Genomic DNA, 23,755 nt, shown 5'->3' with positions numbered 1-23,755 from the left:
CACTGGCAATATGCCAACACAATTGCAAGTGCACTGGACGTGGCCCGACAATCTTGGCAAATTTACTTTGAAGTCACCGATTGGATGCGCGGTGACTAGGGGGAAAATATCATGACCACTGCGGCACTGGGACAACCCGGCAGATTCGAGATCGGCAGGGTGTTCAACACCACTTTCGGTGTGATTACGCGTAACATCGGCCTTTGCGTCGGGTTGGCACTGCTCTTTTCGGGGCTGCCCACATTTCTTTTTCAGCTCTGGAATGAAGCTCGGATGAGCAAGCTGGCAGGCGTCGATCCGTCCAACCTCGCGCTGGCCGACCCGAATGTGGTGATCCGGGATTCGCTCTTCACCTTTGCCTTCGGTCTTGTTTATTTCCTTCTGTCGCTACTGCTGCAATCGGCCCTGGTCAGGGCAACAATCGAAGACCTGAACGGCAAGAAGCCCGGCTTCGGCGACAGCGTTCAGATTGCCCTTCAGTGCCTTTTGCCCACGGTCGGCATCGGAATTTTGGTCGCCCTCGGCACTGGCATCGCCTCCCTGGCGCTGCTGGTGCCCGGCATCATTCTGTGGCTTGGCTGGTCGGTATCTATACCCGTTCTGGTACAGGAGCGTCGCGGCGTTTTCGGCTCGATGTCGCGCAGCCGCGCCCTGGCCAAGGGCAACCGCTGGTCGCTCTTCGGCCTTTTCGTCATTCTTTTCATATTGGCCATGGTCATCCAGGCGTTGCTTGGCACCTTCGTCTATCTCTTTGGCGCCGGCATTGTCGGCTCCGTGATTGGCGCCGTGGTTTCCGCCGTGATGTCGACGGTTATGTCCACCGCCACCGCGGTCAGCTATGTCGAACTGCGTCAGGTCAAGGAAGGCACCAGCGTAGACGAACTGGCGGAGATATTCTCGTAGCGAATGACGCGGCCGCTGCCTTGGATGAGGGCGGCCGTGCCTCAATGGCAGCAGTCATGCCCCGCCCGCACGCTCGTCCGGCATAGGCAGGACGAGGTGATCGGCACATCCGCCTTGGCAAGCGCTGCGGCGAGTTTGTTCTGGAACCCCGGCAGTTCGTCGCTCTCGCCGCGCCGCTTCAGGCATTCGACCAGCCCGTGCAGCGCCCAGACATTGTCCGGGTGCTGGGCGCAGCGCCGCACGGCGCCGCTCAAGCCCAGATCGTCGCGATAGACCTGCTCGGCCTCCGCTGCGTGACCCTGGTCGAGCAGGAGGGCTGCCAGCGCATGGCGCGGCGGATGCATCCAGGCCCAGGGCTCGGTGTAGGAGAGATTGTCGTCGAGCTCGACCGCGCGCCGCAGGTGATCGTAAGCCTCGTCGTGCCGGCCCCGGTGATAGGCGAGTTCGCCATCGAGGAGCGCGGCGCCGACCGCGAGCGAGGCCCGCGTCGGGTTGCTGAGGAAGCGGCGCTCAGGCGGAATGCTCTCGATGTGCCGGTGGAAGCGTTCCCGCTCGCGCGCGGCCGCCGCGAACTCGCGCAATGTCGCATGCGCGACGCCCTTGGCGTAGTGCTGCAGGCAGCGGTCAGCGCATAGAGGTCCGGCTCGCCGTTCATCGGCTCGTCGACAATTTCGCGCCAGCGTCGAACCGCGAGGGGCGAAACGGCTCGAGCAACGGACTGGGCGTGCCGCTGACGATCTCGCCGGCCAGCAGTTCGCCCGCGACGAGGCCAAGCGTCGCGCCGCTGTGGCTGAAGACGACGTGATAGCCGGGAATGCCGGTCAACTGTCCGATCACCGGCTCGCCGTCGGCCGGAATTGGCTTCGGCCCCATGTGATGGCTCTCCAAGACAAGCGTCGGGTTGCCCTCGAGCACTCTGGAGCCTTCCTCGAGCAGGCCTGCGATCGTGGACGGCTTGGCTTCGTAGGTACCGTCGTCGTGTACGATGACTTCGTCTTCGGACCACGCGGAGTCGAGCGCGAAGGCGCCGTTCGGAGTGGGCCTGATAGCGACGCGCGGCGTGTTCAGCACGGCGCGCAGCGGATGCGGGACCGGTTTGCTGAAGACGAGCAGCGCGCGCGTCGTACCGTCGCCGATACGCCTGCCGACCTTCGCCGCCATGCCCGGCACCGCCGGGCCCGTCGCGACCACAACGGCATCGGCATCGACCACTTGGCCGGAAGCGGTCTTCACGCCGCTGACGCGGCCATTGGCGAGCGTGACGTCGGTGGAGCCGGTGTCGGTGAGAATACGGCCGCCGCGATCGCGGAACTCGCTGAGCAGCAGGCCGATGAGCGACGGCAGGTCGACCCAGCCTTCGCCGGCATTGAAGATGGCGCCTTGAGGCGAAACGGCCTTTGCGTCGACGCCCGGCGTGACCGCGGCGATGTCGTCCGGCGCGAGCAGTCGCGTCTCATAGCCGATCGACTGTTCGTGGCGGAAGATTTCCCTGATCTGGTTGGCGGCATCGTCGGCATCCCAGGTGAGCCCGCCATCAAAGCGCAGCCAGGTGCCGCAGTCGTGTTTTGCCGCAAATGCTCTGTAGCGCTCGAGGCCCTGCACGCGGAGGCGGTGATACGCTGCCGAGCGCTTTCGCGCCGAATTGAGCCAGGCAAGCGAGCGCGACGATGCGCCGTTGGCGATCCTGCCGTCCGTAACGATGGTCGTTTCCGCGCCAAGCCTGGCGAGATGGACGGCCGTGGAGACGCCGAAGATGCCGCCGCCGATGACGACGACCTTGAGGGCGGATTTATCAGTCATGAATGCAGCTTTCGATAATCGGACAGTTGGGTTTTCGGGGGACGCGCCGAGCCCGGCCGGCGCGACAAGAATCGTTCACAGCACCTCGGCGAGGAATTGCTTGAGCCGGGGGCTCTTCGGTCTGTCGAAGATCTCCGCCGGAGGGCCGACCTCGACGATGCGGCCCTCGTCCATGAAGGCGACCTGGTCGGCCACCTTGCGGGCAAAGCCCATCTCATGGGTGACGACAATCATCGTCATGCCGCGCCGGCCGAGATCGGCCATCAGATTGAGGACGCCCTTGACGAGTTCGGGGTCGAGCGCGCTCGTCACCTCGTCGAAGAGGATGACCTCAGGGTCCATCGCAAGCGCGCGCGCGATCGCCACGCGCTGCTGCTGACCACCCGAAAGGCGGCTGGGCCGGTAGTCCGCGCGCGCGGCTAAGCCCACTTCCGCGAGGCGCGCTTCGGCAAGGCGCCGAGCTTTACTGCCCGCCATGCCTTTGATCTTGGTCAGCGCCAGCATGACGTTCTCGATCGCCGTATGGTTCGGGAACAGGTTGAAATGCTGGAACACCATGCCGACACGCCGGCGCAGCGTCTCGGGTTTGATCGCCAGGATGCTCTCGCCGTCGAGCAGCACGTCGCCGGCCTTGGGTTCGACCAGCCGGTTGAGGCAGCGCAGCAGCGTCGATTTTCCGGAGCCGGACGGACCGATGACGCAGGTGACGGTGCCGGGCTCGACCTTGAGCCGGATCTTTCTCAGCACCTGCAACTCGCCATAGGCCATGTCGAGATCGCGCACTTCGAGGCTGCCGGCCTTGATGGCGGGCCGTGCCGTGGTGGGCGTGGCCTTGCCCGTCGTATCCTTCAATTCTCCGACCTCGACGAGGCCGCTGACGACCCCGCCTGGCTTCTGCTTGCCGAGGCGCAGGCGGTTGTCGATGTGATTGACCACATGGGTCAGCGGCACGGTGATGATGAGGTAGAACATGCCGGCCAGAAGCAACGGCGACAGATTGCCGGTCACCACCGCCTGGTCTTGACCGATGCGGAAAATCTCGCGCTCCGAGGCCAGCAGGCCGAGGAAGTAGACGAGGCTGGAATCCTTGACGTTGCCGATGAACTGGTTGACCAGGGCAGGGAGCACGCGGCGCACGCCCTGCGGGATCACGATCAGCCGCATGCCCTGCCCGTAGCTCATGCTGAGCGCGCGGCAGGCTTCCATCTGGCCGCTCTCGACACTTTGGATGCCGGAGCGAAAAATCTCGCCGATATAGGCGCCGGCAATCAGGCTGAGCGCCACGATGCCGAGCGGGTAGGGCGAGGGTCCGAATATCTCGCGGCCGATGCGCGCGAAGCCTTGCCCGATCAGAAGAATGGTGAGGATCGCCGGCAGCCCGCGAAAGATGTCGGTGTAGATGCGTGCGGGGATGCGCAGCCACGCGGAGCGCGAGATGCCCATCACGGCGAGCACCATGCCGATAAGGATGCCGAGCACCGTCGATGCCGCGGCGAGGATAAGGGTGTTCTTCAACCCGACGGCAAGCAGCGCCGGCAGCACCGATGCCATCGCGTCCCAGTCGAAGAAGCTTCGCTGAAGGTTTTCTAACCAATCCATCCGCCAACCTGCCTTGCCCGGCGGCGCAACCGCCGCCCGCGCGATCTCTCACGGCCTGCCTGGGGGCCGCCGGCATTCGCGCCGGCGGCACTACGCAGGTCAGTTCTTCTTGGGCAGATATTGCTCCGGCATCGGCGATCCGGGGAACCATTTCTGGTAGAGGTCGCGCCATGTGCCGTCCTGCATGGCGTCGTGAATGCCCTTGTTGAGTGCTTCGCGGAAGGCGTCGTTGCCCTTGCGCAGGACGAAGCCCGCGGGAGCATCGAAGGACGGGATGTTGATCGCGATCTTCAGGGCCGGATAGCGCTCGCCATATTGTTTTGCCGCCTCGTAGTCGAGGAAGTGACCGTCGACCGTGCCGTTGTTGAGCGCGGCTATTGCCGAGTTGTTGTCCGGGAATTTCACCAGGTCGGTGTTCTTGAAGTTCTTGGTGGCATAGATCTCCTGCAGCGTGCCCTGCACGACGCCGAGACGCTTGCCGGCGAGACCCTCGGGCGAGGTGATCTTTGGGTCGGAGGTCAGCACCGACAGATAGCCGGCGAGATAGCCGTCGGAGAAATCGACCGCCTTCTTGCGTTGCTCGGTCGTTCCGATAGCGGCGACCGCGACGTCGAAGCGCTGGTTGGCGACCGACGGCATCAGCGCCGAGAATTCCTGCCCGGTGAAGGTCACCTGGTCCGGCTTGAAGCCCATCCGGCCCACCACGTTCAGGAAGAATTCGAGATCGAAGCCGGTGAACTTGCCGTCGGCCGTGGTAAAGGCATAGGGCTTGGCGTCGCCCATCGTGCCGACGCTGATCGTCGTGGGATCGATAAGGTTATATGGATTGTCCGCCGCCCAGGCTTTGGGCAGCGACAGGGCGACAAGCGCGACCGCGAAGACGAAAGAGCCGATGCGCTGCCGCGGCTCGATGTGAAAAGACCTCTGATGCTCATGGTTGTTCTCCACTCTGAAGATCGGTCCGTGCGGGGGACGCAGCGAACAATTTCGATACGGCCTCGAATCCGACGCCACTGGGCGTTCTTTTTCTTATGAGACCGGTCTCAAATGTGAATGAGACCGGTCTCTTGACATTTGTAGGCACGGGAACGACCATCCGTCAACGAATTTGAAAAGCGATTTTTCCACAATGAAGCGCGCGCCCAAGGCTCCCTCCATCACCGTCAGCGACGTCGCCCGCGAAGCAAAGGTTTCAAAGGCAACCGCCGCGCGCGTGCTGGGCGGTTACGGCCGGGTGAGCAAGACGGTGCGCGCCGCGGTGCTCGAAGCAGCGAAGGCGCTCGACTATCGGCCGAACGAGCTGGCGCGCAGCATGACGACCGGTCGTTCAGGCAGCATCGGCGTCATCGTCGGCGACATCGAGAACCCGTTCTTCTCGCTCGCGGTGCGCGGCATCAGCGACGTCGCGCGCCTGTCAGGCATCAACGTCATCCTGGCCAATTCAGGCGAGGAGGTCGAAGCGGAGAAGAGCGCGATCCGCGTTCTGATGGCAAAGCAGGTCGACGGCCTGATCGTGACTCCCGCCCAGTCTGGAGATATCGCCCATCTCAAGGAGATCGCCTGCCCGTTGGCGCTGCTCGACCGCGCGCTGCCGGAGCTCGACGTCGACACGGTAACGGTCGATGACCGCAATGCCGCGCTGCGCGCCACGCGCATGTTGACGCAAGCCGGGCACCGCAGGATCGCCTACGTCACCGCCGCGGTGCTGTCCGGAGATTTTCGCGGCGCCGCGTCGATGATAAACACCTCCACCGTGCGCGAGCGCATCCTGGGCTTCCTCGATGCCTGCCGCGAAGCCGGCATCGATGGAGCGGAGCGCAACATCCATTTCGGCAGCGGGCGGTCGGAGAGCGCGCACGCCGTGCTCCTGCAACTGCTTCGGAGCGCCGATAGGCCGACGGCGATCCTGGCCTCCGACAGCGTCGTGGCGCTCGATCTGTTCAAGGCGATCCGCGAATGCGGCCTTGGCATTCCGCGGGACATATCGCTGATCACCTTCCACGACGCCGACTGGACGAGCGTGACGACGCCGCCCATCACCGTCATCGACCAGCCGGTCTATGCGCTCGGAAAATCCGTGGCGGAGCTGCTGATACGGCGCCTGAAAGGCGATGACCGGCCGCCTGAAAGGATCGTGCTGCCGACGACGATCATCGAGCGGATGTCGGTCGCCCGGTCGCCGGCGGCAATCGGGCAGGGCCTCAACCGATCTTAACCAGATTGGGCGCAACATGCCGAGACGGCCGGCGCGGCTCTGCCGAGCCACTCCGACCGTCTCGGTCCCGGGAGGATCAGGACTCCAGCCAGACCTTTTCGAAATGCTGCTCGAGCGCCTGGTGCTGCTCGCAGCCATGCACGCCTTTGCGGTAGGTGCGGTAGACCGAGCGCCAATAGGGCTGGATGATGACGCCGGAGTCGCGCAGGTTCTGCTCGATCTTGGCCATGATCTCCTTGCGCTGGTTGGCGTCGGGCGTTGCCAGCGCCTTGTCGAGAAGCTCGTCGAACTCCTTGTTCGAATAGGCGCTTTCGTTCCAGGCCGCGCCCGATTTGTAGGCGAGGGCCAACACCTGGACGCCGAGCGGACGGCCCAGCCATTCGGTGCAGGAGTAGGGGAACTTGCTCCAGTCGTTCCAGAAGGTCGCGGCCGGCAGCACCGTGCGCTTGATCTTGAGGCCGGCTTCGCGGATCTGCGCGGCGATCGCGTCGGCGGTGGTCTTCTGCCATTCGACGTCGACCGAGATCAGCTCATATTCGTGGTCGGCCTTGCCGGCTTCGGAGAGCAGCTTCTTCGCCGCCTCGACATCGCGCTTGGCCGGGCCGATATCGGCGAATTCCGGGTGCATGGGGCCGACATGGTGGTTGTCGGCCGGCTTGCCCCTGCCGTCGAGGCCAAGCTTCAGCACCGCCGCATTGTCTACGGCAAGCTGGGCGGCGCGGCGCACCTTGACGTCCTCATAGGGGGCGTTGCCGACATTGAAGCGTGCGACGATGGTCGAGCCGGTGGCGATCTCGGAGTTCTGCAAGCCCATCTGGTCGGTCTGCGACACCGCGTCGGAAGCCGTCTCGTGGTCGGTGTCAATCTCGCCGGATTCGAAGGCCGACAGCATGGCGTTGGGATCGGAGCCGTAGTCGACCCATTTGATGCCGTCGAGATAGAAGTCGCCCTTCCACCAGGGCTTGTCCTTGCGCTTCACCTCAGCACCGGTCTCGGCGTCCCAACTCACCAGCTCGCAAGGGCCGGTTGTGATGGCCAAGGCCTTCTTCGGATCCGCATCGCCCTCATAGGAGCGGTGCATGATCAGCGCCGGATAGTCGGCCATGCCGGCGATCAGCGAGATGTCGGGCTTGGGCAGGTTTATCTTGACGGTGTAGTCGTCGACTTTCTGGATGCCGCCGTCGATCGGCTTCTTGGTGTCGGCGTTCACCAGCGCGCCCATGCGCGCCGCGACCGAGTTGCCGGCGACCGAGGCATCGCACCAGCGGTTGAGATTGTGGATCACGTCGTCGGCATTGAAGGTATCGCCGTTCGACCAGGCGATGCCCTTGCGCACATTGAGCGTGATCGTCTTGGCGTCGTCGCTGGTCTCCCAGCTCTCGAGCAGCCACGGCTCGAAGGTGAAGTCGGTTTTCCAGCGCACCAGATATTCGTTGCAGTGGCGCGCGACATTCGACATCTCGACGCCGTCGAAGGTGCGTGGGTCCTTGAAGCCCTTCACGTTCATCGCCACGCGAAGTGTACCGCCCTTTTTCGGCTCTTCCGCGCGAGCAGGCGAGGGGCTAAGCCCGCCCAGCGCCAGGGCGCCGGCGGCGCTGACGCCCAAGCCGGCCATAAGCGCAAGGTATTCGCGCCGGTTGATCGCGCCTTTTCTGAAATCGTCGGCGGTCGGCTTGGCTTGCGGGTGCAGTTTCCTGTCGGTCAGCATGAATTTCATCGTCGTTCCCTCTGTTGTTGGTGCATATCGCCCGTACGGCGGTTTTTGGCGGCAACGACGTGCACGAAAACCCAACGGGCGCCCCGGTTGCCGTCAGACGCGGGGGTGGAGACGACCGCCGGGGCGCCGTTGCCTGCTAAGCGATGATAGGGCTGCTTTCCGCAGCGAAATGTTTGGTTTTCCGCAGTTCTTGTGCGCTGTTCCGCAGGGGGTAGACACAGCCAATCTCCCCCTTGTGGGGGAGATGTCCGGCAGGACAGAGGGGGGCGCTGTCCCGCCAGCGCCTCAACGGGTTGGAGCTACCCTCTCAGGCAGATTTCGAAGTGATCAGATCCTTAAAGGTCGCGATCCTTCGCGCCCCCCTCTGGCCGGCCATCTCCCCCACTTGGGGGGAGATCAGCGCTCCATCGCCGGCGCCCAGCGCGCCAATATCCGTGATAATCCGCTGAAATGCCTCCGCCGCGCGCGGCACGGTCGGGCGGGCGCGTAGAAAACTGTGCACCAACCGCGGCTCCTCGCGCCACCAGGCGCGGCCTCCGGCGGCGAGGATGCGGTCGCGGTAGGCCTCGCCGTCGGAGGAAAGCGGGTCGCATTCGGCGGTGACGATGACCGTGGGCGGCAGGCCCGAGAAATCGCGGTCCCGCAGTGGCGAAAAGGTCGGGTCATCCGCCGACTGGCCGGGCGCAGAGCGGATGCGGCGGTAGAAGTCGATATCGGCGAGCGTGAGCAGCGGCGCTTCGGCATGCTCGACATAGGAGCGGCCGGTCTCGTCGCCACCGAGCCCGGGATAGATCAGCATCTGGCCGACGGCGCGCCGGGCATACTGCCGCGTCGCCTGCGCCACCGCCGCGGCAAGATTGCCGCCGGCGCTTTCGCCGCAAAGCACGATCGGCAATGCGCCGGTCGCCGCGACCCACTCGAACACCGCCAGCGCGTCGTCGAAGGAAGCGGGATGCAGGTGCTCCGGCGCAAGGCGATAGTCGGCCGAGACCACTTCGAAGCCGGTGCCGGCGCAGATCTCGGCGCAGATGTCGTCATGGCTGTCGAGGTCGCCGAGCACGAAGCCGCCGCCGTGGTAGTAGAGGACGATCGCCGCTGCCGCTTTGTTCGCCAAGCGGTAGCGCCGTACCGGGATCGGATGCGCCGTCGTGGCGATGAGGCCATCGCTTGTGGTCACGCCTTCCGGGCGGCCCTGATGGAACGCCACGCACATTTGATTGTAGACCGCGCGCTGCTCGGCGATGGGGGCGGCCACGATCTCCTGCGGATACCAGCTGTTGACCCTGTCGATATAGTCCCAGAGCTCCGGCTCGAGCCGGGCGGCATATTTGCCGCGGCTGCTCGGATCGGAGAGGTCACCGCCCACCGCCCGTCAGAGCTCGGCGTAGAGCCGCGCCGCATTCTCGAAGGTGAAGCGCAGCGGCACCGAGCCTTCGACCTGCCAAACGCTCACCGTGTCGCCGGCCATCAGCCGGCAGGCGTCGAGCGTGTTGGTGACGGCGCCGCCGTAGAGCCGGTTGGCGAGGTTGAGGATGCCGGTCTGGTGCATGGCGGCGCTTGCGCTGCCGCAGGCGTCCTTGACCAGGAGAACGCGAAAACCGCGCGCCACCGCGTCCTTCACCGTGGCGTCGATGCAGGCTTCGGTCCACACGCCGGCAATCACCAGCCATTCGGTGCCGGATGCCTTGAGCTTCTCGGCGAAGTCGTTCTTGCCGAAGGCGCTCGCCTCCTGCTTGATCAGCATGGCTTCGCTATCTTGCGGCGCCACCTCATGGCAGATCGCCGTCAGCGGGTCGTCCTTGTCGGAGAAGGCCGACTTGCCGCTCTCATCAACCGGATGGAATGGGCGCGCCTCGGCGAGATCGACGATATAGGCCCAATGGTAGAGCGGCACGAAATTGCGCCGTGCCGCCTCCTGCAGCCGCTGGACGTTGGCGAGGATGTCGCCAAACCCTTCGACCAGATAGCGCTTGTCCTTGCGATGCTCCTCCTGGAGATCGATGAACACCGCGGCCACCGTACCGCGCCGGATGGAAATGGGCGTCTTCATGCGGATGTGCTGTCTGTGCGTCGGCGCTACTTGTCAAGAAATTCGTCTTCGTAAGGGAAGCGCGAGAGCAGCTCGGTGCCGGTCTCGGTGATCAGGATCTCGTCCTCCAGCTTGACGCCCTCGCGCCCGCCCTTCTCGCCGATATAGCTTTCGACGCTGACCACCATGCCGGGCACGATGATGCCGTCCCGGCCATAGGTCTCATAGTCCATCGCGTGCGCGATGAATGGTGTCTCGCCATGCATGCCGACGCCGTGCATGACCGAGGTGTAGCGCTGGTCGACGAAGCGATCCGGGATATTCCAGGCCTTCTCGGCGATCTCGCGAAAAGCCATGCCGGGCTTCACGATCCCGATGTTGTGCTGCACCTGGTCGTGCGCCATGCGGTACAGCGACTTCTGGTAGGGCGTCGGCCTGCCTGGGCCGCAGCGAAAGGTGCGCGAGAAATCGGAATAGTAGCCGTAGCAGCCGATCGTGTCGGTATCGAGCGCGACCAACTCGCCCGGCCTGATCTTGCGCCCGCTCGCCTCGTTGAACCACGGGTTGGTGCGCTGTCCGGAGGTGAGCAGCCGGGTCTCGATGAATTCGCCGCCCTGGCGGATCACCTCGCCATACATGATGGCGAAGAGCTCGTTTTCGGAAACGCCGGGCTTGATCGCCTCGCGCACCGCTGCGACCGCCGCCTCGGCGCCGGCCATCGAGACCTGCAAGCATTTCACCTCTTCGGGCGTCTTCACCGCGCGCACGGCGAGGATCTCGCCCTGGCAATCCTTCACCTCGCAGCCGCGCTTTTCCAACGCCAGCGCCTGCAGGTGGCTGCAGCGGTCGAGCCCGAGCTTCATCGAGCCGCCGCCATGCTTCTTCAACAGCTCGGTGATCTCGTCGGCGAATGGCCCGGCGGTCTCGTCGTCGCGGCCGGAGACCGATGACCACACCAGCTTCGACGGCCGCGCCTCGTCGATCGTGTCGAGTACCATCGAGACATGGTAACTCTGCGGATATTCGAACAGCACGATCGGCCCGTCGGTCGGAATGAAGAAATAGCGGGTCGAGTTGCGCAGGAAATAGCCGAACATGTTGCGCGAGCCGGTGGCGTAGCGCTGGTTGTAGGGATCGAACAGCACGACGCCGCCATAGCCCGCCTCTCGCATCCAGCCGCGCAGTTTTGCCAGCCGCCCCTTGCGCAGCGCGTCGGCATCGATGAAGGACGGCTCGGTGTCGGACAACCACATGCCGCCGGCGGGATCAGCCGCGGCCGGATGGCGCATGCGGTCCTTGAAGTCCACATCCTCGATGCTGTCGGGGTCGAATACGACGATGCTCATGGCGGCCTCCTTTTCCCGCGAACATAGCCGGGCAGGATCCGGAGCTTGTGCGGAATTCCGCAGATGTTGTGCTGAGTGCCGCGCAGTGCGGTTTCATCCGACTACAACGCTGGCGGGACAGCACCCCCCTCTGGAGGGTGTGAGGGAACTCGGCATATTGAAAAAAGTCACCTAGTGCCTTCGCATCGCCTTCGGCGCATGCCCGTGCTCTTCCCGAAACGCCCGGGCAAAGCTCGACATCGAAGCAAACCCGCAGGCTAAAGCCACATCGCGAACCATCAGCGTCGAATGCGCCAGGAGGTCGGCGGCGCGCTTCAGCCTGAGGCGCCGGTAATAACCATTGGGCGAGATATCCAATTCGGCGCGGAAATTGCGCTCGAGCTTGTCGGGCGACACGCCGAGCCTTGCGGCGAGTTCCGCCATGCCGAGCCGTTCCTCGACAGCGTCCTCCATGATGGCGATGGCCGATAGCACCAGCTCGTTCTGCACGCCGGTGCGCAGGCGCAGCGGCATCAGCTTGCGGTCGACGCTCGAGCGCAAGGGAGAGTGCACGAACCATTCGGCGACACCCGCCGCAAGCTCGGCGCCGTAGTCGCGTGTGATGATCTCCAGCATCATGTCGAGGCTGCCGACGCCGCCGGCGGACGTAAAACGCTTGCGGTCGATGACGAAGAGATCGCGCCTGAGCTCGATCTCCGGAAAAGCCTCGGTGAAGGCGGCCTGGCTGGTCCAGTGCAAGGTGCAGGCATGGCCGTCGAGCAGGCCGGCACGGGCGAGGAAGAACGCCGCATCCGCCACGGCACCGATATGCGCGCCGCCGCGCAGGCTCTTGCGGATCCAGCTCATCGCCTCGTCGGCCACGACATGGTCGGCGTCGCCGCCGGAACAGACGACGATGCGGTCGGCCTTCGGGGCATCGGCGGCCGAAAAACCGGGCTGGATGACGACGCCGTTGGAGGCCTCGACCGTGCCGGGATCCGCGCCGACGATCATCCAGCGGTAGCATTCGCGCTTGGCTAGGATATTGGCGGCGCGCAGCGGCTCGATGATGGAGGAAAACGCCATCATCGGAAAGCCGGCAAAGACCAGCACCGCAAAGGTGAGGGGAGCTTCGCCCACCGACGGTTTTGCCTGGTTCCGCGCAGTCATGGCTCGCGCCAGTAGCGCGGCAGCACGATGTCGGCGGTGAGCGGCGCGAGCTCGATGCCGCGCGCCAGCTCCGGGTTCAGCCAGATCATCTCCTCGATTTCGGCCGCCGGGATCGGTTCGCCGGCGATCGACAATTCGAAAAGCTCGGCCTCGACGCGGGCATCCGGTTCGTTGGCGGCGGGCGCCGAAAACGAGCCGAGGTGGAAGGCCGTCGCCGGATCGACGACGATGCCCAATTCCTCCCGCAATTCGCGCGCAAGAGCGGCGGCGGGCACCTCGCCCGGCTCGATCTTGCCGCCGGCCTGCATGAAGGTGCTGGTGCCACGCTTGCGCACCAGAAGCAGCTTGCCGCTGTCATCCCGGATCACGGCGGCGGCGATCCGGATCGTTCTGGCCTCGACCGTCTTGGCATGGCTGGAAGTCACGATAGGCTGTTTCCCGACGGCGGCTTTGGTGGCAGAGAGGGCGGGACTGTAGCGGGCGCGTCAGCGCCCTTGCAACGGAGAAACGACCAGCATGTTTGCGGCAACCGCCATCGACACGAGCAATAAGCCGGCCTTTTACAATGAGTTGGCCACGCAATTGAAAGCCCTGCTGGAGGGCGAGGGCGATTCCATCGCCAACGCCGCCAACACCTCGGCGCTGATCTACCAGATGGTGCCCGACCTCAACTGGGCGGGCTTCTATTTTCTGCAGTCCGACGACGAGCTGGTGCTCGGCCCCTTCCAGGGCAAGCCGGCCTGCGTGCGCATCGCGGTGGGCAAAGGCGTCTGCGGCACGGCGGTCGATCTCGGCATGTCGATGCTGATCAAGGACGTGCACGATTTTCCCGGCCACATCGCCTGCGATGCCGACTCGCGCTCGGAACTGGTCGTGTTGTTGCGCGATGCCGACGGCGTGTTCGGCGTGCTCGACCTCGACAGCCCGCTGCCTGGCCGCTTCGACAAGGAAGACCAGGCCGGCATCGAGAAGCTCGCCGCGATCTATGTGGCGGCGAGTTCTTTCGAGGATTAGGCGAACTTCACTAGCACCAGGCTGAAGCAGGCGATAAACAGAAAAGCCGAGAAGGCCAGCATCAGCGGGCGCAGGCCGCGCGAGCGCAACTCCGAAATGTCGGCCTGAAGGCCCATGGCGGCGAGCCCCATGGTCAGCATGACCTGCGCGGCCAAAGCGATCGCCGAATGGACTTGCGCCGGGATCGCCACCGAGCTGTTGAGCGCCACGACCGCGACGAAGGCGAGCACGAACCACGGCATGGGCGGCTTTGCGGGGGACGCGTCATCGCTGCCGCGGCGCGCCATCAGGCCGAGCGCGATAACCATCGGCGCCAGCATGGCGACGCGCGTCAGCTTGGCGACGGTCGCCGTTTCGCCGGCTAGCGTGCCGTTCTGGAAGCCGGCGCCGATCACTTGCGCCACCTCATGGATCGAGGCGCCTGCCCACAGGCCGAACGCGTGCTGGTTGAGGCCGAAGAACGGCGTCAGCAGCGGGAAGCCGAGCATGGCGACAGTGCCGAACAGGGTGATCGCGGCGACGGCGTAGGTGACGTCCTCGTCGCGCGCATCGGTGACGATGTTGGTGGCGACGATGGCCGAAGCGCCGCAGATCGAGGTGCCGGCCGCGATCAGTTGCGCGAGCTTGGCGTCGACGCCGATCAGCCGGCCCAGCGTGACGGTGAACAGGAAGGTGGCGCCGAGCGTTGCTGCGACGATGCCGACGCCGCCGAGTCCGATGCCGGCCACCTGGCCGAGCGTGAGCTGGAAGCCTAGCAGCACGATTGCGAAGCGCAGCAGCCGGCGCTGCGCCAACGCAATGCCGGCCTTGGCATGGGCTGGCGTGCCGAGAACGTTGGAATAGATCATGCCGGTGACGACGGCGAGGATCATCGGACTGAACAGCGTGAGGCCGGAGAGGTTGCGCGCCGAATAGGCCACGCTGGTGATCATCGCCACCAGTACGATTCCCGGCATGATGCCGGCCCAGATCGGGCTCTTGCTTCCTGAATTGGCCGAATTCAGGCTGTTTGGAAGATCGTTCGCGGCGACGGGCAGAAAAGACAATCGAATTCTCCAGGTAACTGTACCGGGGAAATGCCATTCCAGAACCGATCTTTCCAACGAATTATTCGAGTTATAATGATCGATTATTACGAACGATCGGATGGGCGATCGGATTGCCGAGGCGGGGCGATACGGCTGTCGTGTCGACGCGACCGGCTTGACAGCGTCTCGGTTCCCGGTCCAGCTTCGCGCCATGGCCGCCTTTTTCGCAAATCCGCAGCGACGCCGCCGTTCGAAGGAGCGGCAAGCTGATTGCGTGAAGACAAGGGCCGGCTAGCAAGTCACCCGGCTCGTCCATCCCAGCCCGCCCATCGCAACGATCGGCGGGTTTTTTGCATTTTGGAGTGTCTGAATGAGCGTCGTTTCTTCCATCGAGTTTCGGCCGGCCGCGCCGGCGGATTCCGCCGCCATCAAGGCCATCGTGCGCGCGGCCTATGCCAAATGGGTGCCGGTGATCGGCCGCGAGCCCCTGCCGATGCGCGCCGACTACAACAAGGCGCTGAATGAGCACCGGTTCGAGCTCGCCATCGAGGACGGCCGCATCGTCGGCCTGATCGAGACCATGGCGCATGACGATCATATCTGGATCGAGAATGTCGCCGTGGCGCCGGAAGTGCAGGGCAGGGGTATTGGACAGCTGTTGCTCGACAGGACCGAGCTCAAGGCTATCGAAGCACCGGCTGTCGGGAGCTCAGGCTGCTGACCAACGGCGCCTTCGAAGCCAATGTGCGGCTCTATCGCAAACATGGCTACGCGATCGACCGCGAAGAGCCGTTCATGAACGGGACAACCGTCTATTTGAGCAAGAGGTTGGCGCCTTAGATCGCGCTGCCTGAAACGGATTCAGGCGCCGCGCTTTAAGTCCTGTCTTGATGGATGTCGTTTTCCCGAAACCGCTGCACAGTTTTGAGCGGTATGCATCGGGAATTCAACACACACATCCGCTTGCGTTTGACAGGGCGGTTGCCGCATCGTTATCTCTGGCGATATACGACGATCGCCTCACCACAATCGAAGCCGGGTGGCCCACAGGGAGCGAAAGCATGTCGCACAATCTGCAGTTCTATATCGACGGCGCCTGGGTCGATCCGGTGGTGCCCAACAATTTCGATGTCATCGATCCATCGAATGAGGACGTCTTCGCGCAGATCTCGCTGGGCAGCAAAGCCGATGTCGACAAGGCGGTGGCCGCCGCCAAGCGCGCCTTCGCCACATTCGGCTTCACTGAAGTCGAGGAGCGTCTCGATATCCTCAACCGCGTCATCGAAATCTATAAGAAGCGCAGCAAGGACCTTGCGCTCGCCGTTTCGCGCGAGATGGGCGCGCCGCGCCAGATGGCGCTGGACAGCCAGGTCGGCGTCGGCCAGGCGCATCTGGAAAAGATGGCCGAGGTGCTGAAGACTTTTCAGTTCCGCCACGTGAAAGGCTCCTCGCTCATCGTCAAGGAGCCGATCGGCGTCGTCGGCCTGATCACGCCGTGGAACTGGCCGCTCAACCAGATCACCTGCAAGGTCGGTCCTGCTCTCGCCGCCGGCTGCACCATGGTGTTGAAGCCGTCGGAGATCGCGCCGCTTGACGCTATCATCTTCGCCGAGATCTTCGACGAGGCCGGCGTGCCGAAGGGCGTCTTCAACCTCGTCAATGGCGACGGTCCGACCGTCGGCCAGGCTTTGGCCAGCCACCCAGATGTCGACATGATGTCCTTCACCGGCTCGACGCGGGCCGGCATCCTGGTCGCCAAGGCCGCGGCCGATACGGTCAAACGTGTGCACCAGGAACTCGGCGGCAAGTCGGCCAACATCCTGTTCCCGGATGTCGACCTCGCAAAGGCGGTCGCCAAGGGCGTCGCGGGCTGCTTCGGCAACAGTGGCCAGTCCTGCAACGCACCGACCCGCATGTTCGTGCCGCGCGACCGTCATGACGAGGCTGCCGGCTACGCCAGGACGGCGGCGGAAAAATTCACCGTCGGCCCGGCCGATGCGCCCGGATCGAAACTCGGCCCGGTGGTCGGCCAGCTGCAGTTCGACAAGATTCAAGGTTTGATCCAGAGCGGCATCGAGGAGGGCGCCACGCTGGTCGCCGGCGGCCCAGGCCGCCCGGCCGAGCTCAACCGGGGCTATTATGTCCGGCCGACCGTCTTCGCCAACGTGACGCACGACATGCGCATCGCGAAGGAAGAGATTTTTGGGCCGGTGTTGTCGATCATGCCTTACGACACGGTCGAGCAGGCGATCGAGCAGGCCAACGACACCGTCTTCGGCCTTGCCTCCTATATCCAGGCCAAGGACATCGAGAAGGCACGCCAGGCCGCTGCCCGCATGCGCTCCGGCAATGTCTACATCAACTATCCGACCTGGGACGCCGGCCTGCCCTTCGGCGGCTACAAGCAGTCCGGCAACGGCCGCGAATACGCCGAATACGGGCTGGAGGATTTCCTCGAGATCAAGGGCATCGCCGGGTATGAGGCGGCGGAGTAGGGTTCAGGCGTTAGAGCTGACGCCAAGCCTCGGCCACAATACGATTTGACGAGGGCGCGGTCCCGACCGCGCCCTCGCTATTTGGGCCGTTCCAGCAGACTCACAGCCGACCAGCTCAGGAATTGATCCGCCGGGCGAAATGTTCATACGTCACTTGCCAAGGGTCGCTCTTGGCAGATCTTTCCTCGCCGATCCAATGGAAGCTGTCGGCGGTGATCTCGGTGAACCGCCATCGCGTTTGCAGACCGCGCGAGTCATCGCCGATCTGGACGATGTCCTTGCCCTCGGCTCGCCCGATCTGGCGCGAGTAATCCTGATTGAGCGGATCACTCCAGATGATGTGCCAGCCACCGATCCCAGGATCGAAGACGCGCAAAGTCGTGCCATACATGGTTGACGGCGCAGGGCGCTTGGGCCTGATCCAGATGTCCTGAATCGCGCGGCCTTCGAGCACCCAGCCAAAATGGCATTCTCCATCCCATTTCCGGATTGTGCCGTCGTCGAGATGGTGGAGCGAGTCCATTTCCCAGCTTCCGACCAGCCACCCATACAGGTCCATGTCTTTGGCTCGGTCTGCTGGAGGACCGTCAGACCCGAGAGCCGCGAGAAACGAGGAGATTGTGCTCGTCATGATTTTTCTCCAAGGGATGAGCGAGCTGCGACAAGACGCTGGAATATTGCCGCCACAATCGTTGCAGCGTGGCGGGTTCGAGGTCTTGGGAAAAATTGCTGTAATGGCGCCATGGACGAGATAATGGCGAGGCCAGCCGGCGGGCAGGTCATCCTTCCTTCCCGCCTGTAAGGCAAAGGTGTTGGGCACGCTGGCTGGATCCGACCGCCACCCTGCGAAGGGTCATCAGAGCCCAACCGGCTCTTCTTCGCCGCCGGCTTACCCGCGCCTTGCCTCGATGATGCCGACCATGGCCCGGGTGAATTCGACCATGCTGTTGGCCGTGATGGCTGCATTGTCGGGGCTCTGGCCGATATGTTCGGCCGCTCCGCAGCATGAGCGGCGGATGCGGTCGTAGTGCGGGTCTCTTTCATCGTCTGGCAAGGTTGCCAAATTCAAGGCTCGACGGTGAAGCATGCGCAATAGCTGCGCCAGCGCTGTTTCGACGCTCATGCGTTTTGCTCCGCATCGGTCGAACGTCTCGGCACATGAAGTGCCGGATCGTCGATCAGGGGACGGGTCTCGTCCCCGATCCGGAAAGGTTGCGCCTTAGCTGTTAATATATCGTTGATTGCTAATATGACCGACGAATCCTCCAAGCGGGTTCACCGCTGGAGGCGGAAGCAAATCGTGGCCGAGCGTGGCAAACCAAACCGGATGACGACTTCGCTGGCGTTACGAATACTGCTCGGTCGGTCGATACTTCGAAATCTAATGATCGGCGGAATGCACCATTAACGGTGCTTGGTAAGGGTTGATTCAACCTTTACTGGTATGTACAAAGTGGCGGCTCCGGCTAGGGGTAGGGTTGCCTGAAAGCCGGAGCCGCCTGCGCGGCCGATGGGTAGTCTCCGCGCTGTCCCAGAATAGGACAGCGCGGTCTACGATTCGTTAATTCGCTAATATATGATCGCGTGGGCGAAGCCGGCGGGCTCGACGACCGGACATTTCTGCCGCCGCGCTGTGGCCAGCGCGGCGGCACGTTGAGGCCTTCGCTCGAGAGCACGAGCGAGCCGCCATTCAGTGGTGATGGGCGGAAACGCTCTTGACGTATTCGGACACCAGTTCCCTAGGCGCCGACTGACTGACGTCGCCGACGCTGAGGATGCCAACCATCCGCATGTTCTTGTTGATCACCGGCAACCTGCGGATTTTCAGTTCCTCCATGTGCCGCACGGCCTTGGCCAGATCGTCGTCTTCGCGGCAACAGTGAATGCCGGCCGTCATGACATCGCGCGCCGTCGCGGTGCGGCTGTCGAAACCATCCTCCGCCAGTCCTTTGCAGACGATGTCGCGGTCGGTCACCATTCCGATCAGCCGGTCGTTCTCTCCGATGGGAATCGACCCAATATCCTGGGCTCGCATCATTTTCGCCAGTTCGGTGACAGCGGTTTCGGGGCTGACCCAGTCGACACCCCTATGCATTGCGTCTTTGACTTTCATGACGGACCTCCCTTGCTGGGGTTGGTGAATGTCCCTCTGCCTCATGTTACCGCGGATGGGGTTTGGCTGCCAGAGGTCGTCATCCAGACGCACTTTCTGGAAACATGATTCTGGAAACATGAGAAGGCGGCCTGACGATCCCGGCGGGCGATACCGAATCGACTTCGCCTTCCCAGGGGTTCCAATGTCTCTTTGACATCTAGCAGGACGGTGGTCTCGTAAGAGCTGAGCGCTCCTCCCGCACCGATGGCAAGCACGACAGACGCGTCATCGACACGTTTATCTGGCCTCCCACAGATTCCAGCCACCGTGCTCTCCGAAGGCGTACCAGAACCCGTGCAGCTTTCCGCCCACCGACTCGATGTATGAACGGGTGGCCTTGCGTCGATCCTCGGGGTTTTTGATCATCCGCGCCCAGGTCTCGGCCGTATAGTTGAAGCGCGAGAGGTACATGGGCATAGCTACTGGCGGCCGAACACGGCGGGCCGTCTCGTCGACGATGTGGATGTTCTACGACGAGCGCCGCGTCAGGTTCAAAAAAGACGCCCATGCCAGCGAGCAGCAGCCAGCGATCGTAGGCGCCGCCCTGCCTTCAGCGCTTGGTTACCGCACGGGAAGAAATTCATGGTGCAGCGCACAAAAATGTTGCTATCGGGTAGAGTCGGTTTCATAAATTAACGAGGCGTTTTGGGGGCTGCCCACTGAAGGATGGAAACCATGTCGAGCGCTGAAAAAACCTCTGATGCCGTCGAAGGCACCGCCTTGCCGACCTTCGATCCGTCCAAGGCTACGGCCGAGTTCCGCGCTGCCGCTGAAAAGGGCGTCGAACAGTCAAAAGAAGTTCTTGCCAAATTCAAGGCGGGCTCTGAAGACGCCCAGAAGGCTCTCGAGTCGAGCTTCGAAACCGCCAAAGCCGTTGGCAGCGATGTGTCGCTGAAGGCAATTGCCGTTCTGCGCGCCAATACTGAAGCCGCCTTCTCGCACTTTGAAGCCCTAGTTGCCGTTAAGTCGCCTTCCGAATTCGTCGAACTGCAGACCGCCTTCGTCCGCAAGCAGGTTGAAACGGCCGTCGAACAGGCCAAGGAACTCCAAGCCGTCACGACCAAAGCCGTTGAGGACGTATCCAAACCGATCAAGTCCGCCTTCGAGAAGGCTTTGAAGGAGCTCAGGGCGGCCTGACTGCTTCACGAGACCGGAGACCGAAGGTCAGTACCTCCTCCGCTGACCGCCACAGGGAAGGCCGGCGCCTCGCGCCGGCCTTCGTCCATTTCATAGGACGCGTGGCGGTTGGATGATGCGAGTCTCGTGTTCGCCCTTCGCTATCATCCTGTCGAACTGTGGGTGGCAGCAAGGCAACTTTCGAGCAGAATTCAGGCAACCTTTTGATTTATTTTCTGAAACGGCGGCAGCTGCGGCAACGGATGAAAGTCATGGAGCCACGTTGTCTAAGGGACATCCGGTTTTGGCTGGGGTTCCTGGATTCGAACCAGGACTAACGGAGTCAGAGTCCGCAATTTCTCCAGCCAAAATAGCGATTTTAATCATTGAAAATCAAACGCTTATGGCAGGGTAGGGACGCATATCATGTCGCGCCATGCTGCAAATGATTTCCCTTGATTTCCAAGGATTACAAACCGCTATCGGCAACTCCACGCGACATGGCCGCGACATGGAAAAGCCCGGCTGCTGCGATGTGGCCGGGCAGTTTTTGCCGAACCCGACACGAGGAGACTACGGGTCTGTGAGCTTTGTCACAGACGGATCGACGCATCGGCCTAGCTTGCCTGCAGTTTCCTGCAGCGGTGAAGGGAGTACCCCGATGCTTGTGAACCTTCCTATGCTTGTGAACCTTCCTCTTGTCGTAGCTGGTCCCGTTGTCGATTGGTTCGGTCGCCGAGCCGATCAGAAGGCGCTGCTGAAGACAACGGACGATCTGGGCGACTCACCGGACGACAAGCGACATGGGGATTTCCCGTGACGACATCGAGACAGCGCTGGCGGTCCAGTCGGAGAGTGGGCTAACGAAAAGGCCCGGAAGCCGAAGCCGCCGGGCCCTGTGGACAAGTTGCACACTCGGTAGGTGTCGATCAGTGCCGGGGCGCAGAAATTGCAATACGCACTTTTAGGTTGAATATTGCCGAGCGACGATGTTCAATTGCCAATGGGCCATGGGTAAGGGGCGGGGCTGATGAACATGCAGCCGTGGATGACTGCCGTCGAAACCGAAGAGATCGGAGACAGGCACTATGTGCGCGTCATCGAAGATGGCGTGGTAAGCATCAAGGGATTTCATTCTCAGGCAGAAGCTAGCTCCTTCGCCAGCAAGGAAAGCGCACGACTCGGGATTTCCTCCCCTCTCAGAAAATAAAATGGCCCGGTGGCGGTCCGCACGTATGTCATGGACAACTTGCCCACCATGTTGACCCGGCTGCTTCGGTGGCCGGGCTATTCTTTGTGCGGAACAATTAACATCAGGCAGTCTTCTTCTCTTGCTCCGCTATGAGCCGTTTCAATTCGGCGATCAGCCATTTTTTGTCCTCGGCCGACATGGCGGCAAGGAGCTTCAGAAACTCGGTCACCCTCATAGCGTCATTCATAGCGACACCAGCGCTTCCTGCGACTGGAGATCATCGCTCCACATGATCGTTTCGCCATCGTGGACAAGCTCTGGCTCGTCGCCCGCGTCCCGCTCGCCATCGAAGAACGTGTCATCGCAGCGGGCGTCAAACAGCGCAACGTCCTGGTCCATCTTGTTTGTCCAACCCAGCGAGGCCTCATGCTCGTCCCCGCTATCCTCCAGGTCGGAACCATCCCCTTCGCGGTCGTCATCCGAGCCGCCGGCAACCGGGCCGCGTTCGGTCCAGCCTAGCAACGGTTCGAGGTCGCCGCCTTCTTCCAAGTCGATGCTGTCCGCTTCCATCAGGTCAAGCGCGGTGATCAGCGACATCGCACGGTCTAGGAGATCGTTGAGGCGCTTCTCGACCGACTGGCGCCACTGGCGCGGGTCCATGCCCTTAGGCATCCCCACGGGCTGTAGGATAGGCATCTGAGCGTTCATGACCGCACCCGGCGAGATGCAGCGCCGTGAAGTCCGCGAGCGTCTCAATGCGATGCCGAAGGAGAAGCGGATTGCTGCGGTCCACAGCCTCGATCCCTCAATCCTGGACGCCGTGCTTTCCGCTCCCCGCGTCCTCGTCGACATCCCATCCGACGTACTCGACATGGCGGAATCGGAAATGGTGAAGAAGCTCTACGGCGATGAACAGAGCGTGTTGGCGGATCTGGACAGTGCAAGGGCTGGCACCGCCCGCTCATTGTCACCGCCATCTTCACCGGGCTTCGCTCGTCCGAATTGCGCGGCCTGCGGTGGAGCGATGTGGATCTGAAAGCGGGCGAGCTTCACGTCCGTCAACGTGCTGATCGCTACCACGCGAAGAAATACACGAATGAGGGCTACAACCCGATCGGCCTGCCCAAATCGGAGGCCGGCGAAGATCGTACGATCCCGCTGGCGCCGATGGTCGTCAACACCTTGCGAGAATGGAAGCTGAAGTGCCCGAAAGGCCAGCTCGATCTGGTTTTCCCAAACGGGGAAGGCAACATCGAGTTTCACGCCAACATCGTGACACGCGGCCTACACCCGCCACAGATCGCGGCCGGCCTGACGGTTCCAGCGCTCGACAGGAATGGAAAGCCGAAGGCCGACAAGGAAGGCAATCCGATCATGGCCGCGAAATACACCGGCCTTCATGCCTTGCGGCATTTCTATGCAAGCTGGCTGATCAACCCCAAGGATGCCGGCGGGCAGGGCAAGGACATTAAGACAGTGCAGGCGCGCATGGGCCACTCCAGCATCGTCATGACGGCCGACACCTACGGCCATCTGTTCCCCGGCACCAACGATCAGGAGGAACTGGCGGCGGCGGAAAAGTCGTTGCTGGGCGCCTGACGCGACACAAACGCGACATGGAGGCTTGGAGAGCCCATTTAAATTTCGCTAAGTGGTTGATTTTACTTGGCTGGGGTTCCTGGAAGCTTTTCGAACTTTCTGGGTCGCGCCTCAGCCCGAATTGCGGTTGCTGATGGACAAAGTGGGACACTAGATTCGGTTTTTGGATAGTTTTGAGGGCATCGACTTCTGGTACATGCGCCAGATAGCGCGTCAGCACAAACTTCCAAGCGTGCTATCTTTTGAACGGCTGCTTTGCGCCTCATGTCAGTCGTTGAGCAGATCCTAGCCGCATCCCAAAAGCGGACGTCCGAGCGAACAGCCGAGGCGGCGCGTTTTGCGCCAGAGAACGAACCCGCTCGTGCGGGAGGGCGCGGGTTTCGAGGTGTGCGGTTTGT

The 23,755-nt window shown here is 62.8% G+C and carries 23 protein-coding genes and 3 pseudogenes; 9 read left to right on the top strand and 17 right to left on the bottom strand.

All coding sequences use genetic code 11. The features are described from left to right. Window positions 1-111 precede the first annotated feature (111 nt). Entirely contained in the window at window positions 112-903 is a 792-nt protein-coding gene (locus AU465_RS13040) for a DUF7847 domain-containing protein (RefSeq protein ID WP_192247645.1), read from the top strand. A gap of 41 nt (window positions 904-944) precedes the next feature. Here AU465_RS13040 and AU465_RS13035 read toward each other — a convergent pair. The 4 genes and pseudogenes from AU465_RS13035 to AU465_RS13020 all read right to left on the bottom strand — a co-directional run. Further along, a pseudogene (locus AU465_RS13035) lies at window positions 945-1,585 on the bottom strand (hypothetical protein); the annotation flags it as partial. Next, a complete protein-coding gene (locus tag AU465_RS13030) occupies window positions 1,555-2,703 on the bottom strand; it encodes an NAD(P)/FAD-dependent oxidoreductase (RefSeq protein ID WP_192247643.1) in 1,149 nt (382 codons plus the stop codon). The pseudogene AU465_RS13035 and the gene AU465_RS13030, both read right to left, overlap by 31 nt. Before the next feature lie 75 nt (window positions 2,704-2,778). After that, on the bottom strand, window positions 2,779-4,302 hold the full coding sequence (locus tag AU465_RS37140) for an amino acid ABC transporter permease/ATP-binding protein (RefSeq protein ID WP_192247641.1): 1,524 nt from the start codon (window positions 4,300-4,302) through the stop codon (window positions 2,779-2,781). Between the two features lie 99 nt (window positions 4,303-4,401). Continuing rightward, a complete protein-coding gene (locus AU465_RS13020; protein WP_312891250.1) occupies window positions 4,402-5,196 on the bottom strand; it encodes an ABC transporter substrate-binding protein in 795 nt (264 codons plus the stop codon). A 235-nt stretch (window positions 5,197-5,431) separates the two neighbouring features. Between AU465_RS13020 and AU465_RS13015 the strand changes: the two genes are divergently transcribed. Then, on the top strand, window positions 5,432-6,517 hold the full coding sequence (locus AU465_RS13015; protein ID WP_192247639.1) for a LacI family DNA-binding transcriptional regulator: 1,086 nt from the start codon (window positions 5,432-5,434) through the stop codon (window positions 6,515-6,517). Between the two features lie 76 nt (window positions 6,518-6,593). Here AU465_RS13015 and AU465_RS13010 read toward each other — a convergent pair whose 3' ends face one another. The 6 genes from AU465_RS13010 to AU465_RS12985 all read right to left on the bottom strand — a co-directional run bounded on the left by AU465_RS13010 (window position 6,594) and on the right by AU465_RS12985 (window position 13,183). Beyond that, window positions 6,594-8,234: an ABC transporter substrate-binding protein gene (locus AU465_RS13010; RefSeq protein WP_192247637.1), complete on the bottom strand. Its 1,641-nt coding sequence runs from the start codon at window positions 8,232-8,234 to the stop codon at window positions 6,594-6,596. A gap of 307 nt (window positions 8,235-8,541) precedes the next feature. Further along, the gene (locus AU465_RS13005; protein ID WP_192247635.1) at window positions 8,542-9,600 is read right to left on the bottom strand and encodes an alpha/beta hydrolase; all 1,059 of its coding nucleotides are present in this window, start codon (window positions 9,598-9,600) and stop codon (window positions 8,542-8,544) included. Window positions 9,601-9,606: 6 nt separating this feature from the next. Then, window positions 9,607-10,284 carry an isochorismatase family protein gene (locus AU465_RS13000; protein ID WP_192247633.1) on the bottom strand — a complete coding sequence of 226 codons (678 nt, stop codon included), beginning with the start codon at window positions 10,282-10,284 and terminating at the stop codon, window positions 9,607-9,609. Window positions 10,285-10,310: 26 nt separating this feature from the next. Then, window positions 10,311-11,609: a M24 family metallopeptidase gene (locus AU465_RS12995; protein WP_192247631.1), complete on the bottom strand. Its 1,299-nt coding sequence runs from the start codon at window positions 11,607-11,609 to the stop codon at window positions 10,311-10,313. Between the two features lie 171 nt (window positions 11,610-11,780). Next, window positions 11,781-12,758, bottom strand: a complete 978-nt coding sequence (locus tag AU465_RS12990; protein WP_192247629.1) for a GlxA family transcriptional regulator — start codon at window positions 12,756-12,758, stop codon at window positions 11,781-11,783. Beyond that, complete coding sequence (locus AU465_RS12985) at window positions 12,755-13,183, bottom strand: NUDIX hydrolase (RefSeq protein ID WP_192247627.1); 429 nt, start codon at window positions 13,181-13,183, stop codon at window positions 12,755-12,757. Before AU465_RS12985 ends, AU465_RS12990 begins: the two co-directional genes overlap by 4 nt. 91 nt (window positions 13,184-13,274) lie before the next feature. On the opposite strand from AU465_RS12985, the gene msrC reads away from it, so the two are divergent. Beyond that, entirely contained in the window at window positions 13,275-13,772 is a 498-nt protein-coding gene (gene msrC / locus AU465_RS12980) for a free L-methionine (R)-S-oxide reductase MsrC (protein ID WP_192247625.1), read from the top strand. Here the strand turns inward: msrC and AU465_RS12975 are convergent. After that, window positions 13,769-14,743: a YeiH family protein gene (locus AU465_RS12975; protein ID WP_192247854.1), complete on the bottom strand. Its 975-nt coding sequence runs from the start codon at window positions 14,741-14,743 to the stop codon at window positions 13,769-13,771. The two genes, msrC and AU465_RS12975, sit on opposite strands and share 4 nt — an antisense overlap. Window positions 14,744-15,170: 427 nt before the next feature. Here AU465_RS12975 and AU465_RS12970 point away from each other — a divergent pair, with 427 nt between their 5' ends. Both AU465_RS12970 and AU465_RS12965 read left to right on the top strand, forming a co-directional pair. Then, a complete protein-coding gene (locus AU465_RS12970) occupies window positions 15,171-15,521 on the top strand; it encodes a GNAT family N-acetyltransferase (protein WP_246506060.1) in 351 nt (116 codons plus the stop codon). 340 nt (window positions 15,522-15,861) lie between these two features. Then, window positions 15,862-17,295 carry an aldehyde dehydrogenase family protein gene (locus AU465_RS12965; protein ID WP_192247623.1) on the top strand — a complete coding sequence of 478 codons (1,434 nt, stop codon included), beginning with the start codon at window positions 15,862-15,864 and terminating at the stop codon, window positions 17,293-17,295. Between the two features lie 115 nt (window positions 17,296-17,410). Here the strand turns inward: AU465_RS12965 and AU465_RS12960 are convergent, their stop codons facing one another. The 4 genes and pseudogenes from AU465_RS12960 to AU465_RS12945 all read right to left on the bottom strand — a co-directional run. Then, window positions 17,411-17,926: a hypothetical protein gene (locus tag AU465_RS12960; RefSeq protein WP_192247621.1), complete on the bottom strand. Its 516-nt coding sequence runs from the start codon at window positions 17,924-17,926 to the stop codon at window positions 17,411-17,413. Window positions 17,927-18,184: 258 nt separating this feature from the next. Further along, on the bottom strand, window positions 18,185-18,418 hold the full coding sequence (locus tag AU465_RS12955; protein ID WP_192247619.1) for a hypothetical protein: 234 nt from the start codon (window positions 18,416-18,418) through the stop codon (window positions 18,185-18,187). Window positions 18,419-18,985: 567 nt separating this feature from the next. After that, on the bottom strand, window positions 18,986-19,408 hold the full coding sequence (locus tag AU465_RS12950; protein WP_192247852.1) for a CBS domain-containing protein: 423 nt from the start codon (window positions 19,406-19,408) through the stop codon (window positions 18,986-18,988). 135 nt (window positions 19,409-19,543) lie between these two features. Then, window positions 19,544-19,867: pseudogene (locus tag AU465_RS12945) on the bottom strand (GYD domain-containing protein); the annotation flags it as partial. 258 nt (window positions 19,868-20,125) lie between these two features. Here AU465_RS12945 and AU465_RS12940 point away from each other — a divergent pair. Together AU465_RS12940 and AU465_RS12935 are read left to right on the top strand one after the other, a co-directional pair. Continuing rightward, on the top strand, window positions 20,126-20,587 hold the full coding sequence (locus AU465_RS12940) for a phasin (protein ID WP_376774852.1): 462 nt from the start codon (window positions 20,126-20,128) through the stop codon (window positions 20,585-20,587). Between the two features lie 1,009 nt (window positions 20,588-21,596). Next, window positions 21,597-21,776, top strand: coding sequence for a hypothetical protein (locus AU465_RS12935; protein ID WP_192247614.1), 180 nt, complete (start codon window positions 21,597-21,599; stop codon window positions 21,774-21,776). 103 nt (window positions 21,777-21,879) lie between these two features. Here AU465_RS12935 and AU465_RS37135 read toward each other — a convergent pair whose 3' ends face one another. Next, the gene (locus AU465_RS37135) at window positions 21,880-22,005 is read right to left on the bottom strand and encodes a hypothetical protein (RefSeq protein WP_281396756.1); all 126 of its coding nucleotides are present in this window, start codon (window positions 22,003-22,005) and stop codon (window positions 21,880-21,882) included. Continuing rightward, window positions 22,002-22,355 carry a hypothetical protein gene (locus tag AU465_RS12930; protein ID WP_192247611.1) on the bottom strand — a complete coding sequence of 118 codons (354 nt, stop codon included), beginning with the start codon at window positions 22,353-22,355 and terminating at the stop codon, window positions 22,002-22,004. The genes AU465_RS37135 and AU465_RS12930 overlap by 4 nt, the downstream gene beginning before the upstream one ends. Before the next feature lie 109 nt (window positions 22,356-22,464). Here AU465_RS12930 and AU465_RS12925 point away from each other — a divergent pair, with 109 nt between their 5' ends. Further along, on the top strand, window positions 22,465-22,794 hold the full coding sequence (locus tag AU465_RS12925; RefSeq protein ID WP_192247608.1) for a hypothetical protein: 330 nt from the start codon (window positions 22,465-22,467) through the stop codon (window positions 22,792-22,794). Beyond that, window positions 22,704-23,357, top strand: a pseudogene (locus tag AU465_RS12920) (site-specific integrase); the annotation flags it as partial. The gene AU465_RS12925 and the pseudogene AU465_RS12920, both read left to right, overlap by 91 nt. Window positions 23,358-23,755 lie beyond the last annotated feature (398 nt).

Origin of the sequence: Mesorhizobium silamurunense, assembly GCF_014843905.1 — a bacterium.
GTDB classification, from domain to species: Bacteria; Pseudomonadota; Alphaproteobacteria; order Rhizobiales; family Rhizobiaceae; genus Mesorhizobium; species Mesorhizobium silamurunense.
This window is presented reverse-complemented; position numbering and strand designations above follow the sequence as displayed.